Raw genomic sequence first — 16,875 nt, forward strand, 5'->3', positions numbered from 1 at the left:
AAATGCAGAAATAAGCGTCACCACAAACAATTTTTCAAACTCACCTTAGGACTTAACAATATGCGCCTTATCCTTTTAGGAGCGCCCGGTGCCGGAAAAGGCACGCAAGCCACCTTCATCAAAGAGAAATTCAACATCCCGCAAATTTCCACCGGCGACATGTTGCGCGCAGCAGTCAAAGCAGGCACTCCGCTTGGTATTGAAGCGAAAAAAGTCATGGACGCCGGTGGTCTGGTATCTGACGACATCATCATCGGTCTGGTCAAGGATCGTCTGCAGCAGGCAGATTGTGCAAACGGCTATTTGTTCGATGGTTTTCCACGGACAGTGCCACAAGCCGATGCGATGAAAGAAGCCGGTGTCGCTATCGATTACGTGCTGGAAATTGATGTGCCGGACGAAGCGATTGTTGAACGCATGAGCGGTCGTCGGGTCCATCCGGCTTCTGGCCGTACCTATCATGTGAAATTCAATCCACCGAAAGTAGCCGGCGTGGATGACGTCACTGGCGAAGAACTGATTCTGCGTGATGACGACAAGGAAGAAACCGTCAAGAAACGCCTGTCCGTGTATCACGAGCAGACCAAGGTTCTGGTTGACTATTATGGCGACTGGGCAAAGTCAGGTAATCCTGGCGCACCTAAATATCGCAAAATTGTCGGCGTTGGCCCGGTAGAGCAAATTCGCGACAGCGCCTTCAAGGCACTGGAAGCGTAAAAGAAAAGCGGACCATGTGTCCGCTTTTTTATTTGTAAAGAACTTCACAGCCGGTTAGCATGGCAAGCAATATGCGCTAGTTTGGATGCGCCAGCCCAGGCCGACTTCTGAAAATAAAAGGGCAACGGAAAGTCTTTCAGTACACATTATCTGCACGCTGGAGTGTCTGCCAGGCTGGCAGAACTTGGTTGCGATGTGTGGTTGTTTACTTTGTCGTGATTGTCGTTAGAAAAAACAGGAGGAGTCAACATGGCATCTGGTCTATGGTTTGCGATCGCTTGCGGCATCATCGCCGTCGTCTATGGGCTGGCCTCGCGCAGCTGGATTTTGAAACAGGATCCGGGAAATCTGCGCATGCAGGAAATCGCCGCTGCCATCCAGCAGGGTGCCGCAGCCTATCTGGCACGCCAGTACCGCACCATTGCCATCGTCGGTGTGGTTTTGTTCATTATTATCGGTATCATTCCCGGCCTCGGCCTGATCACTGCGCTCGGTTTTCTGGTCGGTGCGCTGTTGTCGGGGGCATGCGGCTTTATCGGTATGAATGTTTCGGTGCGTGCCAATGTGCGGACTGCGCAAGCCGCCACCAAAGGTTTGAACCAGGCGCTCGACGTGGCATTTCGTGGCGGTGCGATTACCGGGATGCTGGTGGTCGGACTTGGTTTGCTCGGGGTGTCCATTTTTTATTTTTTGCTTACCTCGTTTTTCAGTCGCCCCGAGATGTTGTTGCATGACATTCTGAAGCCGCTCATCGGACTGGCATTTGGCGCTTCGCTGATTTCCATTTTTGCCCGGCTTGGCGGCGGCATTTTCACCAAGGGTGCCGATGTCGGTGCTGATCTGGTGGGTAAGGTAGAGGCGGGAATTCCGGAAGATGATCCGCGTAATCCTGCCGTGATTGCGGATAACGTCGGCGATAACGTCGGCGATTGCGCCGGCATGGCAGCGGATTTGTTTGAGACCTACGTGGTCACGCTGATCGCAACGATGTTGCTCGGATCATTGTTGATCAAAGGGTTCGAATTACAGGCCGTGTTGTATCCGCTGCTGCTTGGTAGCGTGTCGATTCTGGCATCGATTGTTGGCTGCACGATGGTCAAGGCCAAGCCCGGCAAGAAAATCATGTCGGCGTTGTACACCGGCCTGTGGTGGGCGGCCATCCTCAGCTTGATCGGCTTTGCGATAGTCACCTGGCTCGTATTGCCTGCCGCCATGCATATCCCGATGATGGGCTCGGCGCTGATTGGTATCGTGCTGACTGGCCTGATGGTCTACATCACCGAGTACTACACCGGCACCGATTTCAAACCGGTTCGTCACATTGCCGAAGCGTCGACCACTGGCCATGGCACCAATATCATCGCCGGTCTTGGCGTCTCGATGAAGTCGACCGCGTATCCGGTGCTGGCGGTGTGCGTCGCGATTCTGGCGTCTTATTGGTTAGGCGGCTTGTACGGAATTGCGATTGCGGCGACGGCGATGCTGTCGATGGCCGGTATCATTGTCGCGCTCGACGCCTACGGACCGATTACCGACAATGCCGGCGGTATTGCAGAAATGTCGGGTTTGCCGGATGCGGTACGCGCGATTACCGATCCGCTGGATGCGGTCGGGAATACCACCAAGGCCGTAACCAAAGGCTATGCGATTGGCTCGGCGGGATTGGCGGCACTAGTGCTGTTTGCCGATTACACCCATGCACTTGATTCGGTCGGCAACAATACCGTTTTTGAATTGTCGAATCCGCTGGTGATCGTGGGCCTTTTCATTGGCGGCCTGATTCCGTATTTGTTTGGTGCGATGGCGATGGAGGCAGTCGGTCGCGCCGCCGGTGCGGTAGTGGTCGAAGTGCGGCGCCAGTTCCGCGACATTAAGGGCATCATGGACGGCACCGGCAAGCCAGAGTACGACAAAGCGGTCGATATGCTGACCTCATCGGCGATCAAGGAAATGATCGTGCCTTCGCTCCTGCCGGTAGTGGTCCCGATTGTGGTCGGTTTAATTTTAGGGCCGGCTGCGCTCGGTGGTTTGTTGATGGGGACCATCGTTACCGGATTGTTTGTCGCGATTTCGATGACGACAGGCGGGGGCGCCTGGGATAACGCTAAAAAATACATTGAGGACGGCAATCACGGCGGCAAAGGTTCCGAGGCACACAAGGCCGCGGTGACCGGTGATACCGTCGGCGATCCCTACAAGGATACGGCGGGACCGGCGATCAATCCGCTGATCAAGATCATCAATATCGTGGCTTTGCTGTTGGTGCCGATATTGCCGACGGGCGGCGCCAATCTGATGAACAGCGCCAGCCATGAGGCGACCGTGGCAGTGGTAGCACCGGTGTCGGTAGCACCAATGGCGAGTGGGCGTGCCGATGTCGCTGCCAGTAGTAAAAACGGTGACAACGCACCCGGTGTGCCGGTCGCAGCATCCGCTACCGCAGTGGTCTACTTCGAGTCGGGCAAGAGCGATGCGCCGGCCGGTACTGCTGACAAGTTGGTCGCCATCATCGCCGCGGTCAAAGCCCGGCCTGATGCCAAGGTAGTGCTGAGTGGTTTTCATGATGCCGGCGGTAATCCGGCGAAGAACATCGATATCGCCAAGGAGCGTGCCATCAGCATCAAGGCATTGCTGTTAATGGAAGGAGTCACGGAAGACCGGATTACATTGCAAAAACCGCAGGTGACAAGCGGCAGTGGCGACGACGCAGAGACGCGGCGCGTAGAGGTGAGCATTCAGTAACGTCAGAATTCATCCTGGGATGGTGTGTTTATCGGTTTCAGAAGCTCGTGCTGTCCTGTTAATCTTTGAATCATGACGATCCGAAAAAATGTAGGCCTGATTTTGACTGGAGGCGGCGCACGTGCTGCCTATCAGGTTGGCGTTCTGGACGCTGTGTCCGCCATTTTGCGCGAGCAAGGTTGGGCGCCGGAACGCAATCCCTTCGACATTATTTGCGGCACTTCTGCTGGCGCGATCAATGCCACGGCGCTGGCCTGTCGCGCCGATGATTTCACTGAAGGTGTAAAAAAACTGATGCAGGTGTGGCAGCATTTCAGTGTCGAACACGTGTATCGCGCCGATTCACTCGGGGTGTTGCGTTCGGGCGCACGCTGGCTGTCGTTGTTGTCGTTTGGCTGGTTATTGCGTCAATGGCATGCCCATCCGCCGAGTTCCTTGCTCGACAATACACCGCTGGTGACAATGTTGCATCGTTTGCTGGACCTGACGCGATTGGACGCGGCTTTGTCCAATGGTAGTTTGCAGGCGTTGGCGGTGACAGCATCCTCGTACAGCGCGGGCCAGCACATCACGTTTTACCAAAGTGCCAATGAAATTAAATCCTGGACCCGCAGCCAGCGGCGTGCGGTCAAGGATCAGATCGGGGTGGAGCATTTGCTGGCATCCGCTGCGATTCCTTTCATTTTTCCGGCGATTCCGATTTATTGCGAAGGTCGTCGTGAATATTTCGGTGACGGTACGATGCGGCAGCTGGCGCCGATTTCTCCGGCAATTCATCTTGGTGCAAGCAAAGTACTGGTGGTTGGCGCTGGACCCATGATGCAACCGCCAACCGATCTGCCGCCTTTTGATCATTATCCCAGTCTGGCGCAAATTGCCGGTCACGCGTTGTCGAGCATCTTTCTCGATGGACTGGCGGTGGATATCGAGCGTCTTGAGCGCATCAATCATACTTTGTCGTTCCTGACTGAAGAGCAACGTCAGCTAACCCCGCTGAAACCGATCGAGATGCTGATGATTTCTCCGTCGGAACAAATTGATAATGTCGCCAGTCGTCATATCGGTAGTCTTCCGAGATCAATCAGGGCGTTGCTCGGCGGCATAGGCGCGACCGAAGTGCGCGGCGCGGCGCTGGCTTCTTATTTGTTGTTTGAATCAGTTTTCACCTGTGAACTGATACAAATGGGGCAAAAGGACACCTATGCGCGGCGTCAGGATGTAGTGAATTTTTTTGCCGATCAAGGTATTGATGTGGCATTGAGCTAATGTTAAGTCAGTACTCTCATGCAGGGCCAATGTGTTTTGCATTGAACCGGAAAGCAAGCAACAATGATCTTTGTAGATGCTTCAGGCGACATCACGGATTAAGTATGCTTTTTGTCAAATTTTGTGAAAATAAGCAATACACGCGCAGCCGTCGTTGATTCGTGTTGATTCGTTTTCTGCAACACGTTACCCTACGGTATCGGATTCTTTCAAATTTGTTAAATACATGACAAATAATGCAATTCAACTTGATGTAAACGGTCCATCCGCCGTTGCCGGCCGACGTGCTAGCCCGGCATTTCTGCGTCAATGGGGGCTATTGCTGGTTGGCTTGTTGCTTTCATTTCATGTATTTGCACGTGCTTCTTCTCCGCTGGACGGAATTGCTGTGTCGCAACTTCCGCCGGAGGCGCAGCAAACGCTGGTACTGATCAAACAAGGCGGCCCGTTTCCGTACGCCAAGGATGGCGTAGTGTTTGGGAACTATGAAGGGCTTTTGCCAAAACAAAAGCGCGGGTATTATCACGAATTCACTGTCAAAACACCGCGTACCCGGAACCGTGGTGCTCGTCGCATCATTGCAGGCGGGGCGGCTAGGTCGTCCGGCGAGTATTATTACACCGACAATCATTACGCTTCTTTCAGGCGCATTCAAGAGTGACTGAATAATGATTCCAATGCAAAAACAACAGCAATCCATCATTGCGCTAGCTGAGGGAAAAATGAGTTTGTTTAAAACCGTGCCGCCAAATGTAGTGCAGTCCATCCGCGCGTTTCGCGTGACCGACTTGCAGGCGGAGGCTGCCCGTCTCGGACAGCATTTCCTGTACGCGTATTGCGCGGAGGCAACGACTAAACAACAAGTGCTGGCGAATATTGCGCAAGCGTTTCATTTTCCTAAACATTTCGGCAAGAACTTCGATGCTCTGGCTGACTGTCTGACGGACCTGGCACTCAAGGCTGGTCCGCAACCTGGCTTTATCGTGGTGCTGGAGCAATTGCCGAATACCCCGAAATTTGACAAGGAAGCGCGTGAAATCCTGCTTGACGTATTCCGCGACAGTGCGGATTTCTGGGCTGAGAAGAAAGTTGCTTTCCGCGTGTTTTACTCCTTTCAGTAACTGACTGCATCTTAAAAGCAGCGGTTGGTGCAGATCGATGTTGCGTTAATACGTCGTTGTGATTATATCTATGCTTGGCGGATTGCACCGTTTGGCGCGAGCCAGGCAAGCAACTTGGAAGAGCGCCGTGGAGTGTTTCAGGCTCCAATTTATATGTCAACAGGCCCTAAGCTGCAGTGCAGCAGGTACAATGCGCGCCATGAGAAGCATCGTTATCCTTATTTCTGGACGTGGCAGCAACATGGAAGCCATCGTCCGGGCTGCGCAAACCGAACAATGGCATGCCAAAATTGCCGCCGTCATCAGCAATAAAGCTGACGCCGGCGGCTTGTCCTTTGCCGCCGCTCATGGCATTCCGACGGCGGTTGTGCCCAACAAAGGCTATCCTGATCGCGCACAGTTTGATGCTGCGTTGCAAGTCGAAATAGATCGTTTCGCACCTGATTTGGTGGTGCTGGCCGGGTTCATGCGAATTTTGACTGCGCCGTTTGTCCAGCATTACGCGGGTCGGATGTTAAATATTCATCCGTCATTGCTGCCAAGTTTTACCGGGTTGGCGACGCATCGCCAGGCACTGACGATGGGTGTCAAAGTCCATGGCGCTACTGTACATTTTGTGACTGCCGATCTTGATCATGGGCCGATAGTGTCGCAGGAAGTGGTGCCGGTCATGGATGGCGATACTGAACAATCGTTAGGGGCTCGGGTGCTGGCAATGGAACATCAAATGTATCCGCGCGCGGTACGCCAGTTTGTCGAGGGGCGACTGGTTGTTCAAGACGGTCGTGTCCATACAGACAGCATTGCCCAACATGATGTCGATGACTCGGTGCAGTAGCACGCAGCAATCGTCCAAAACACGTGACATAAGTAGTTAGCGCAAACAAACCGGGCACACGCCTGTAGCAATGCGCTACAAGCAAAACAAACAGATTTTTATGAAAGATTTAACATGAGATTGCCTCCAGCGATCATCGGTTTAACCGAAGAAGTACTACGCGAAGTTCTACGATTTACCGGCCCGGCCGATGTTACTTTATCGCGTTACTTTCGCGATCATCCGAAGCTCGGTTCACGCGAACGCGGCGTGATTGCCGAAGCTGTGTATGGCTTGTTGCGTAACAAGTCGGTGTATACCAGTTTTGCTGAATCCGGCAATGGCCCGACCATGCGTCGTATGACTTTGCTCGGCCTGGCCGATGCGGTTGGCGCGGATTCATTGGGCGGTCTGTCCGAAGACGAAGCTGAATGGCTGGCCCGCGTCGCTGAGATTGACCGCAAACTGTTGCCGGCCGCCATGCGCGCCAACTTGCCGCAATGGTTGTTCGAAAAACTGGTCGCCCGCGATGGCGAAGAAAATACTTTGCAGCTGGCTGAAGCACTGAACACACCGGCGCCGCTGGATTTGCGGGTCAATTCACTCAAAGCCGCGCGCGATGAAGTGGTCGCCAAATTGGCTGAAGCACCGATTTTATGCGAGCCGACACCCTACGCGCCACTAGGTTTGCGTGTCATTAAAAAACCATCGCTGCAAAATCTGCCGCTGTTCAAGAGCGGTGCGATTGAGGTTCAGGACGAAGGCAGCCAGCTGCTGGCCCAAATAGTCGGCGCCAAGCGCGGCGAAATGGTGGTCGATTTCTGTGCCGGAGCTGGTGGCAAGACCCTGGCTTTGGGGGCAACCATGCGCAACACCGGTCGTTTGTATGCGTTCGATGTTTCCGAAAAACGTCTGGCGAAACTCAAGCCGCGGATGGCGCGCAGCGGTTTGTCGAATATTCATCCGGTACTGATTGCCCATGAAAATGATGGCAAGGTAAAGCGACTGGCGGGAAAAATTGACCGCGTACTGGTTGATGCGCCATGTAGTGGTCTAGGCACTTTGCGCCGGAATCCCGACGTTAAATGGCGCCAGACGCCAGAAGCGATCGTCGAAATGAATGCCAAGCAAATTGCGATTTTGTCGAGCGCGGCACGTTTGGTTAAATCGGGTGGTCGACTGGTGTATGGCACTTGCAGTTTGCTGGACGAGGAAAACGAAGCGATTGCCGTTCAGTTCCTCGCCAGCCATGAAGATTTTTCGCTGGTGCCTATGAAAGACGTGCTGGCCGAACAAAAAATAGATCTGGTGATGCAGGATTATCTGAAACTGCTGCCACACCTGCATCATACCGATGGCTTTTTTGCGGCGGTATTTGTGCGTAAATGAACCAGGGGTCTTCCGTGATCGAACGCATGCGCCGACGCCTGTTCACCGTAAGTGTTGCTGCGGTGACGGCACTGGCGGCGGCGCAGGTCAATGCGTTCGATCCAGGTTCGCCGCCGCAAGTGGCGACCGGTACCCTGCAAGCGGCGTTTTCACCGTGGGACGATATCGAAGGTTTGATCACGCAGGCCATAACTGCTGCCCAAAAGCAGGTATTGGTGCAAGCCTATTTGTTGAGCAACGGCAAAATCGCTTCTGCGTTGATTGCCGCCAAACAACGCGGGATCGACGTGCAGGTACTGGTCGATGGGCGTCAGCTTGAAAAAGAGAATGGTGCTTCCAAGGTTGCTGATCTGGCGGATGCCGGAATTCCGGTCTGGATCGAGACCAAATACCGGAGCGCCCATAACAAGGTCATCGTGATTGATCCGCAGGCAGCGGACGCCGCGGTGATTACGGGCAGCTTCAATTTCACCTGGAGCGCGCAGCATAAAAATGCTGAAAACGTTCTGATTGTTCGTAACAACCCGAAACTGGCAGCGCGCTATGCCTTCAATTGGCAGCGTCACCGCCACGACGCTACTCCTTATAAACAATAATGTTCGACTTGCTTTCTGATATAGCAGATAGCCTGGGGCGTAATTTCGCCGCACCCGGTTTGCCGGCGCAGGTCGGCGTGGTGCTGGCATGTATCGGACTAGGCTGGTTGTTGGCGCGCTTGTTGCGTCGCATTTTTACCGTGGACGATCTCACGCAACCGGCAGTGCAGATTGGCCTGCGCAGTTTTTCGCAAGTATTGACACCGCTGCTAACGGTGTTGCTGCTGGTGCTGGCAAAGTTGGTGATGGCAAAATGGCAGCAGCCGATCAGCTTTTTACGGCTGGTGATTCCGCTGATGGGCTCTCTGGGCCTGATGCGTTTTGTGTTCTACGTGCTGCGCAGGATATTTGTGCGCGACCATGGTGTCAGCACTTTTCTATTGTTGTTTGAGAAGATGTTCGGTGCGTTGGTATGGGGCGGCGTGTTGCTGTACATCACCGGATTATGGCCTGATCTGCTGGAGTATCTGGATAGCACGGTGTTGCCGATTGGTCGCCATCAGGTCTCGCTTTTATCGATTTTTCAGGCATTGATCTCGGTTCTCGTAACGCTAATCATTGCTTTATGGGCAGGTTCCACGTTGGAACAGCGCCTGATGCGTTTGAATACCATGCATTCGTCATTACGCACGGTGGTCGCGCGCATGGGGCGTGCTTTCCTGGTGCTGGTGGCCGTGTTATTGAGCCTGTCACTGGTCGGTATCGATCTGACCGTGCTGTCCGTATTCGGTGGTGCGCTGGGCGTTGCGCTTGGTCTGGGACTGCAAAAAATAGCCAGTAGTTATGTCTCCGGTTTTGTGATTCTGCTGGAGCGCAGTCTCTCCATTGGTGACATGGTTGGGGTCGGGACTTATTACGGCAAGGTTACCCAGATCAATAGCCGTTTCACGCTGCTGGAAGGGCTGGATGGCGTCGAGTCGATTGTGCCGAATGAAGTCTTCATGACCAATGCGGTACAGAATTACACGTTGAATCACCGCGTTCTGCGTTTGGCTACCCAGGTGACGATTGTGTATCAGGAAGATATCGAGCAGGTGCTAACCTTGCTGGAAGAGGCGACTAGTATTGTCGATCGTGTAACGCATGAAATTTTGCCGCAGGCGATCCTGTTAAAGATCGGTCATGATGGGTTGGAGCTGGAGGTCGGTTTCTGGATCCTCGATCCGGAGAACGGAAGGCTGAACGTGTTGTCTGATGTGAACAGGGCTATTTGGCGTGTGCTGCAAGCGCACAACATCAAAGTCGCGCAGCCGCGGCGTGATGTGCGGATGGTGGGTGAAGATAGTCCTGGGGCGGATTCACAACAAGTCGCGCAAATAGATAGCCAGCGGATCTTGCCGAATTCCGAAAGCGCCCCATAAAGGTAGTACAATAGCGCGTTAATTTCGCTTAAGTAACTGGTAACTACCCGCGAACTTACCCTGAACTTACAAGAAACGAGCGCCAAATTCTGCTGCTGCGCTGTCATCACTTCTGGAGGACACTTAGTGTTCAATGCAATTATTGATTTTCTGTCGAATGGTTTGACTGGAGCAACTGCATGGCAAATAGTCATCTTTACGCTCGCAGTTACCCATATCACCATCGCTGGAGTCACCATTTATCTGCATCGATGCCAAGCCCACCGCGCGCTTGATCTGCATGCAATCCCTAGTCATTTCTTTCGTTTCTGGTTGTGGCTGAGCACTGGTATGGTCACCAAGGAATGGGCTGCGATTCATCGCAAGCATCACGCTAAATGCGAGACTGAAGAAGATCCGCATAGCCCGGTAACGCGCGGCATCAAAAAAGTCCTGTTGGAAGGTGCCGAGTTGTATCGTGCCGAATCCAAAGTCGCTGAAACGATGGAAAAATATGGGCATGGCACACCAGATGACTGGATGGAGCGCAATGTCTATACAAAGCACAGCGCGCTGGGTATCGTCCTGATGTTGGTTATCGATATTGCCTTGTTCGGGGTGATTGGTTTGACGGTATGGGCAGTGCAAATGTTGTGGATCCCGATTACTGCTGCCGGCATCATCAACGGCATTGGTCACTATTGGGGTTACCGTAACTACGACTGCAATGATGCAGCTACCAACATCATCCCGTTCGGCATCCTTATCGGTGGCGAAGAACTGCATAACAACCACCATACTTTTGGCACCTCGGCCAAGCTGTCGTCGAAGTGGTATGAGTTCGATATCGGCTGGATGTATATCCGCATGCTCGAAATGGTTGGGCTGGCCAAGGTCAAGAAAATTGCACCGGCACCGAAGTTCAATAGCGCCAAGCTGGTACCGGATCTGGATACGCTCCAATCGGTGATCGCCAACCGCTACGATGTGATGGCGAAATATGCCAAGTCATTGAAGAGCGCCTGGCAGGAAGAGCGCGAGCATCTGGCTGGCAAAGCCGCACTGGAATCCGGTTTTCTGAAATCGTCGAAGAAATTGTTACAACGTGAGCCAACCAAATTGGAAGCACCACAAAAGCAACAGTTGACCGAGTTGTTCCTGCACAGCAAAGCGCTGCAAACCATGCACGAGATGCGGGTCGAATTAGGCGTGATTTGGGAGCGTTCGCACTTCACGCGCGACCAGTTGCTGCACCAGTTGCAAGATTGGTGTGCACGCGCCGAGGCTTCTAAAATCAAGGCTTTGCAAGAGTTTTCTCTGCGCCTGCGTAGTTATTCCTGACGCAGGGGTATGCAAAATAGAACGGTCTTTTTAAGGCCGTTTTTTTTCGTCGATTGCCGGCTGACTTTATTCTGCCTATTTAACTTCCTGTGGCTTTCAGGCTGCCAGGTAAGTTTGCCGTGCCATGGCGTGAACCCGGGGCGTAAAAATAGTAAGCATGCGTGAATTATGGTGGAGCCTGGGCGGGGTATTTCTCTTTGAGGGCATTACCCAGCGGCGAGTTATGATATGAAAACAAGGCGCATATTTGCTGAAAATGTGCTGAACCAGGATGCCAGGCAACGTGCCAAATTGGCTGGTTTGTGTTGTTTTGTCGAGCACACCTGGTTTTCGGGAATAAAATAATTAAGTGCATACTATTCTTCGCATCACTTCATATCTTGAGAGGAAAATATGACTCAATCCCTGTCATTCAAACAATTCGGAGTAGCCAGTGTGTTGGTTATTGGCGCAATGTTGGGCAGTGGCTACGCCTACGCTCAAACAGTATCGCTAGACGCAGCAGTGACTGCGGCGGCTCAGTGGGCGACGCTTGCGGACGCGAACCAGGCCGAGCGGATGTGGACTGCAAGTGGTGCAGTGATGCAGAAAAGCATCAGCAAGGAAGACTGGGCCAAGTACGTGGCAAATCTGCGCAATGATTTGGGGTCTCTCGATGGTCGTGAGTGGGCGCAAGTGGTGCGGCTTGGACAGCCGGCTAATTTGCCTAAGGGCGTGTATGTGAATGTGGTATTTTCTTCCCGCTTCGCCAATGCACCAACTGCAGAGGCGGTGTCGTTGGTGCAGACTGGTGGTCGTTGGGTGCCGGTTGGGTACGTTGTACATAAGATTCAGCCTGCGTCGGCAGCAGCGCCCGCACCAGCAGCCAAATAATTCAATCCGGCGAGAATAAAAAAAGCCCCGCAAGACTATGTCTTGCGGGGCTTTTTTGAGACTGGATCAATTACTTGATCTTGGTCTCTTTGTATTCAACGTGCTTACGAACCTTTGGATCAAATTTCATGATCGACATTTTTTCCGGTGTTGTACGCTTGTTTTTTGTAGTTGTGTAGAAATGACCTGTACCAGCGGTCGATTCCAACTTGATTTTGTCGCGGCCTGATTTCGCCATGATGCTTCCTTTATTCTGCTAGTTAGACTTTTTCGCCACGAGCACGCATATCGACCAGTACGGCATCGATGCCGAGTTTGTCAATAACGCGCAGACCGGCGTTGGAAAGCCGCAGGGAGACCCAGCGGTTTTCTGACTCAACAAAAATGCGGCGATTTTGCAGGTTAGGCAAAAAGCGACGTTTTGTCTTGTTGTTTGCATGGGAAACATTGTTGCCGACCATCGGCTTCTTCCCGGTGACTTGGCAGACACGTGCCATGTTTTACTCCTCAATGATTTCCGAAATTGGAAAAAGTGTGAGTATATATAAAAAGCTGATGTTTTTCAATAACTTGGCGAAAACAAGTGTGTCTTTTTGTATTTGTTGTATTTAACAATTTGAGCTGTGATGGTTACAAATCGCCATGTTCAGCGAACGAATACACTCTCGTTCCGGCTATGACGAAGTGATCCAGAATGCGGATGTCAACCAATGCCAGCGCCTGTTTTAGCGTCATGGTCAGATTGCGGTCGGCTGCGCTTGGCTCTGGGGTACCGGAAGGGTGATTGTGCGCCAGGATCACGCTGGCGGCGTTGTGTGCAAGTGCAGCTTTGACCACTTCGCGCGGATAAACGCTGGTGTGCGTCAAGGTACCTCGGAATAACTCTTCGGGCGCAATCAGACGATTTTTGACATCCAGGAAAAGCACTACAAACGATTCGTAAGCTTTGTTTGCCATTGATAACTGCAAGTATTGTTTTACCGCCTGGGGCGAACTGAGATTGTTTCCGCTGCGCAATTCTTCCGTCAAGGCGCGGCGCGCCAACTCCAGCACAGCCTGCAATTGGGCGAACTTGGCAGGGCCGAGTCCATTAATAACAGAAAAGTCGTTGAGCGAGGCGGAAAACAGGCGATTGAGCGAACCGAAGTGGGTTGTCATGTCGCGACCCAGATCGACAGCACTTTTTCCAGCAACGCCAACTCTGAGAAATACCGCCAGCAGTTCGGCGTCGGAAAGAGCTATCGGACCGAGTCGAATTAAGCGCTCGCGTGGTCGCTGGTCAAGCGGCCAGTCGGTAATTGCCATGGTTTATTTTCCCGTTATTCACTCTATTGTCCAAAATTTCTTGCTAACTGATGGTGGCAGAATCTCGCCAGGCGGAACCTTATGCCTGAAGGTGGCTTACAATATGTGGTTCCGACGCTTAGTTGCCATTTCGCACTTCCATTCATGTCTAATTCATTCGTACCGCTAGTTACCGAAGCATCCTATCTGACCCTCCACTATCGTTTGGCCTCGCAGGCCGGTGACGATATTGTCAGCACTTTTAATGCGTCGCCAGCGACGCTGCAGTTTGGCATGGGGCAACTGGCGCCGTTTCTGGAAAGCTGCCTGCTGGGTTTGCCCGAAGGCACACACAAAACCTTTGAATTGCCGCCCGAGCAGGCGTTCGGTCCACGTAATCCTGAGCTGATTCAACGTGTTTCGCGCGCTACCCTCAGACAAAATTCGCAGCTCGGAGAAGATTATCGGATCGGCGATCTGGTCGAATTCGCGGCCCCGGGCGGGGGGCAGTTTGCCGGTGTATTGCGTGAAATTGATGAGCAGAGCGCCTTGTTCGACTTCAATCATCCCCTGGCTGGCCAGCAGGTACAGTTTGAAGTAAAAATCATCGGTATTTTGTAAGGCTGCCGCAGATTTAAGTTTACAGCCCAGTTTTATGGCAGTTGCGTGCTTTCACGGATCAGATCATGGATAAAGAAATTTTGTTGGCTCAACCACGCGGCTTTTGCGCTGGAGTTGATCGTGCGATTGAAATTGTCGAGCGCGCACTTATACAGTTCGGCGCGCCGATTTATGTGCGCCACGAAATTGTACATAATGCTTATGTGGTCGCTGATCTGCGCGAAAAAGGTGCGGTGTTCATCGAAGAGCTGGCCGATGTGCCGCCCGGGAATACCGTTATTTTCTCCGCGCATGGCGTTTCCAAGGCGGTGCAGGCTGAGGCCGAGCAACGCGGGCTGAAGGTGTTTGATGCGACCTGTCCGCTGGTGACCAAGGTGCATATCGAAGTCGCCAAGATGCGCCGGGAAGGTCGGGAGATCATCATGATCGGTCACGATGGCCATCCGGAAGTGGAAGGCACCATGGGGCAGACCGAGCAGGGGATGCATCTGGTCGAAACCGTCGCCGACGTCGAAAAGCTGCAAGTGACAGATCCGGAGATGTTATCCTACGTTTCGCAGACTACCTTGTCGGTGGATGACACTGCGGATGTGATTGCCGCATTGAAACAGAAATTCCCGAGTATTACCGAACCCAAAAAAGGCGACATCTGTTACGCCACTACCAATCGCCAGCAAGCAGTCAAGTTCATGGCGCCACAGGTGGATGTCGTGATCGTGGTCGGTAGCCCGAACAGTTCCAATTCCAACCGTCTGCGCGAAGTCGCCGAAAAAATGGGTACGGTTGCCTATATGGTCGACAATGCATCGCAAATCGATTCGGCATGGTTGCAGGACAAGCCACGCGTCGGCGTCACGGCGGGCGCTTCTGCACCAGAAGTACTGGTGCAGGCGGTGATCGACCGTCTCAAGGAGTACGGCGCTAAAAGCGTGCGGCCGCTTGAAGGGGTTGAAGAGAATGTGACGTTTCCGATGCCTAAGGGGTTGACGCGGGTTTAATGCATAGTCAACACATTCGGCGCAGCTTGGGGACCGACGCGTCAGTTACCTGGCCGGTCTGACCTGAATTTTCGCATCGATGCTTTTGCTCGGCAGGTGTTAATCGCCTCGTGATCTGTTCACGGGGCTTTTTTTCGTCCTCGCATTCCTCCGCAGTGCTGTGACGAAATAAAATTCAGGGTAGGGCGTGGTTTTCCGTCGATAGTTTTTGCTTTTCCTCGTTATTATGACGGCGCCGCTAATAAATAAAACGTTGAGCCCGCAGCTAACGATTGCTACGCTGACTGTGGAACCTACTAAGGTTACCGACTCGCAGAATGTGGCTATAACGCGCCCGATTTTCGTGGGCAGTTTGATGACGGGCATCAATATAAATATAAATTTACAAAAACGTTCTTCAGTCAGAGAACAAAGGAGACAAAAAACTATGGATCCAGCCCATACTGTGCATGCAGAAGCTGTCGGATTGCTTATTGACCAAACCTGTTAACGCACCCATAGTTATAATTCGCCCTGTTTTGGTGCTGATCTCTCGCAGAGGGTGCCAATCAAATAAAGCGAGTAAAAAAAGTCCTTTTAAAAAAACGAAATAGGAGACAACTATCATGCGCATTTCATCAATTGCTGGCATTCCGATCATGCAAATTTTCCCTTTCACTTGCCTTTCTAGTTAATCAGCGAAGCTTCCCAATGGCACGCCAGGACTTCTCCCGGGTGCCGTTTTTATATCGGGAACGATTTTTGCTGTGCAGCACCATATCGGCCGTCATACCGTGTCTGCTTGGTATAGGCCGATTTGAACCGAATCACATTAGAACAAGGAAATCATGGATACCTTTATCCAACAAATTATCAATGGCTTAGTGCTGGGAAGCATGTATGCATTGATCGCGCTGGGTTACACGATGGTGTACGGCGTCTTGAATCTGATCAATTTCGCCCATGGCGATATTTTGATGATCGGTGCGATGGTCGGTCTGTCGATCCTCAAATTAGTGCAAGCCTATGTGCCGGATCTGCCCGGCATCGTCAAACTGATGATCGCGATCGGCGGTGCAATCCCGGTGTGCGTGATCGTCAACCTGATAATCGAACGGGTCGCCTACCGGCCGTTGCGCAATGCGCCGCGTCTGGCGCCGCTGATCACTGCGATCGGCGTCTCCATCCTGTTGCAGACGTTTGCGATGATGATCTGGGGCCGTAGTCCCTTGCCGGTGCCGCAGGTGATGTCATCGGATCCGGTGCATGTGCTGGGCGCACTGATTTCTCCCACCCAGATCATGTTGCTGATATTGGCGACAGCGGCGATGGTCGGCCTGGTGTTGCTGGTTGAAAAAACCAAGATGGGTCGTGCCATGCGCGCTACCGCGGAGAATCCGCGGGTCGCCGGCCTGATGGGGGTCGACTCGAATCGGGTGATCGTCATGACGTTTGCGATTGGTGCGGCCCTGGCGGCTGTCGCCGGCGTGATGTGGGGCGCCAACTATTCGTCCGCGCAATTCGCGATGGGCTTCGTGCCGGGTCTGAAAGCGTTTTCCGCGGCGGTATTGGGCGGTATCGGGAATATTTATGGTGCCATGTTGGGCGGTGTCTTGCTCGGCCTGATCGAAAGTCTGGGGGCCGGGTATATCGGTGACCTGACCGGTAATTTCCTCGGGAGTAATTACCAGGATATTTTCGCGTTCATCGTACTGATCATCGTACTGACACTGCGTCCGTCCGGCATCATGGGCGAACGTGTGGCGGATCGTGCTTAACCGTCACAGGAGA

The 16,875-nt window shown here is 52.8% G+C and carries 18 protein-coding genes; 14 read left to right on the forward strand and 4 right to left on the reverse strand.

The window, feature by feature from the left end; all coding sequences use genetic code 11:
- The first annotated feature begins 60 nt into the window (after positions 1-60).
- From adk to AC3CHX_RS03340, 11 genes are all read left to right on the forward strand, one after another.
- Positions 61-717, forward strand: coding sequence for an adenylate kinase (adk, locus tag AC3CHX_RS03290; protein WP_488642682.1), 657 nt, complete (start codon positions 61-63; stop codon positions 715-717).
- Positions 718-966: 249 nt separating this feature from the next.
- The gene (locus AC3CHX_RS03295; RefSeq protein ID WP_488642683.1) at positions 967-3,459 is read left to right on the forward strand and encodes a sodium-translocating pyrophosphatase; all 2,493 of its coding nucleotides are present in this window, start codon (positions 967-969) and stop codon (positions 3,457-3,459) included.
- A gap of 72 nt (positions 3,460-3,531) precedes the next feature.
- Positions 3,532-4,725, forward strand: coding sequence for a patatin-like phospholipase family protein (locus AC3CHX_RS03300; protein ID WP_488642684.1), 1,194 nt, complete (start codon positions 3,532-3,534; stop codon positions 4,723-4,725).
- Between the two features lie 226 nt (positions 4,726-4,951).
- Positions 4,952-5,386 carry a ribonuclease gene (locus tag AC3CHX_RS03305; protein ID WP_488644711.1) on the forward strand — a complete coding sequence of 145 codons (435 nt, stop codon included), beginning with the start codon at positions 4,952-4,954 and terminating at the stop codon, positions 5,384-5,386.
- 61 nt (positions 5,387-5,447) lie between these two features.
- Positions 5,448-5,846, forward strand: a complete 399-nt coding sequence (locus AC3CHX_RS03310) for a barstar family protein (RefSeq protein WP_488642685.1) — start codon at positions 5,448-5,450, stop codon at positions 5,844-5,846.
- 199 nt (positions 5,847-6,045) lie between these two features.
- Positions 6,046-6,684 carry a phosphoribosylglycinamide formyltransferase gene (gene purN / locus AC3CHX_RS03315; RefSeq protein ID WP_488644712.1) on the forward strand — a complete coding sequence of 213 codons (639 nt, stop codon included), beginning with the start codon at positions 6,046-6,048 and terminating at the stop codon, positions 6,682-6,684.
- A 114-nt stretch (positions 6,685-6,798) separates the two neighbouring features.
- Positions 6,799-8,052, forward strand: coding sequence for an RsmB/NOP family class I SAM-dependent RNA methyltransferase (locus AC3CHX_RS03320; RefSeq protein ID WP_488642686.1), 1,254 nt, complete (start codon positions 6,799-6,801; stop codon positions 8,050-8,052).
- 26 nt (positions 8,053-8,078) lie between these two features.
- Positions 8,079-8,648: a phospholipase D family nuclease gene (locus AC3CHX_RS03325; protein WP_488644713.1), complete on the forward strand. Its 570-nt coding sequence runs from the start codon at positions 8,079-8,081 to the stop codon at positions 8,646-8,648.
- Positions 8,648-10,009: a mechanosensitive ion channel family protein gene (locus AC3CHX_RS03330; protein ID WP_488642687.1), complete on the forward strand. Its 1,362-nt coding sequence runs from the start codon at positions 8,648-8,650 to the stop codon at positions 10,007-10,009. Before AC3CHX_RS03325 ends, AC3CHX_RS03330 begins: the two co-directional genes overlap by 1 nt.
- A gap of 126 nt (positions 10,010-10,135) precedes the next feature.
- A complete protein-coding gene (locus AC3CHX_RS03335) occupies positions 10,136-11,329 on the forward strand; it encodes a DesA family fatty acid desaturase (protein ID WP_488642688.1) in 1,194 nt (397 codons plus the stop codon).
- Positions 11,330-11,722: 393 nt separating this feature from the next.
- Positions 11,723-12,202 carry a DUF4019 domain-containing protein gene (locus AC3CHX_RS03340; protein WP_488642689.1) on the forward strand — a complete coding sequence of 160 codons (480 nt, stop codon included), beginning with the start codon at positions 11,723-11,725 and terminating at the stop codon, positions 12,200-12,202.
- A gap of 70 nt (positions 12,203-12,272) precedes the next feature.
- Here the strand turns inward: AC3CHX_RS03340 and rpmG are convergent, their stop codons facing one another.
- The 3 genes from rpmG to radC form a co-directional block, all read right to left on the reverse strand.
- On the reverse strand, positions 12,273-12,440 hold the full coding sequence (gene rpmG, locus AC3CHX_RS03345) for a 50S ribosomal protein L33 (protein ID WP_009667251.1): 168 nt from the start codon (positions 12,438-12,440) through the stop codon (positions 12,273-12,275).
- A 22-nt stretch (positions 12,441-12,462) separates the two neighbouring features.
- A complete protein-coding gene (rpmB, locus tag AC3CHX_RS03350; protein WP_108442476.1) occupies positions 12,463-12,699 on the reverse strand; it encodes a 50S ribosomal protein L28 in 237 nt (78 codons plus the stop codon).
- A gap of 133 nt (positions 12,700-12,832) precedes the next feature.
- Positions 12,833-13,507, reverse strand: coding sequence for a RadC family protein (gene radC, locus AC3CHX_RS03355; RefSeq protein ID WP_488642690.1), 675 nt, complete (start codon positions 13,505-13,507; stop codon positions 12,833-12,835).
- A gap of 144 nt (positions 13,508-13,651) precedes the next feature.
- Between radC and AC3CHX_RS03360 the strand changes: the two genes are divergently transcribed.
- Both AC3CHX_RS03360 and ispH read left to right on the forward strand, forming a co-directional pair.
- Entirely contained in the window at positions 13,652-14,107 is a 456-nt protein-coding gene (locus AC3CHX_RS03360) for an FKBP-type peptidyl-prolyl cis-trans isomerase (RefSeq protein WP_488642691.1), read from the forward strand.
- 65 nt (positions 14,108-14,172) lie between these two features.
- On the forward strand, positions 14,173-15,105 hold the full coding sequence (gene ispH, locus AC3CHX_RS03365) for a 4-hydroxy-3-methylbut-2-enyl diphosphate reductase (protein ID WP_488642692.1): 933 nt from the start codon (positions 14,173-14,175) through the stop codon (positions 15,103-15,105).
- Between the two features lie 397 nt (positions 15,106-15,502).
- Here ispH and AC3CHX_RS03370 read toward each other — a convergent pair whose 3' ends face one another.
- Positions 15,503-15,745, reverse strand: coding sequence for a hypothetical protein (locus AC3CHX_RS03370; protein ID WP_488642693.1), 243 nt, complete (start codon positions 15,743-15,745; stop codon positions 15,503-15,505).
- A gap of 187 nt (positions 15,746-15,932) precedes the next feature.
- Between AC3CHX_RS03370 and AC3CHX_RS03375 the strand changes: the two genes are divergently transcribed.
- The gene (locus AC3CHX_RS03375) at positions 15,933-16,862 is read left to right on the forward strand and encodes a branched-chain amino acid ABC transporter permease (protein ID WP_488642694.1); all 930 of its coding nucleotides are present in this window, start codon (positions 15,933-15,935) and stop codon (positions 16,860-16,862) included.
- The last annotated feature ends 13 nt before the right edge of the window (positions 16,863-16,875 follow it).

Source organism: Glaciimonas sp. OK215 (assembly GCF_057787885.1).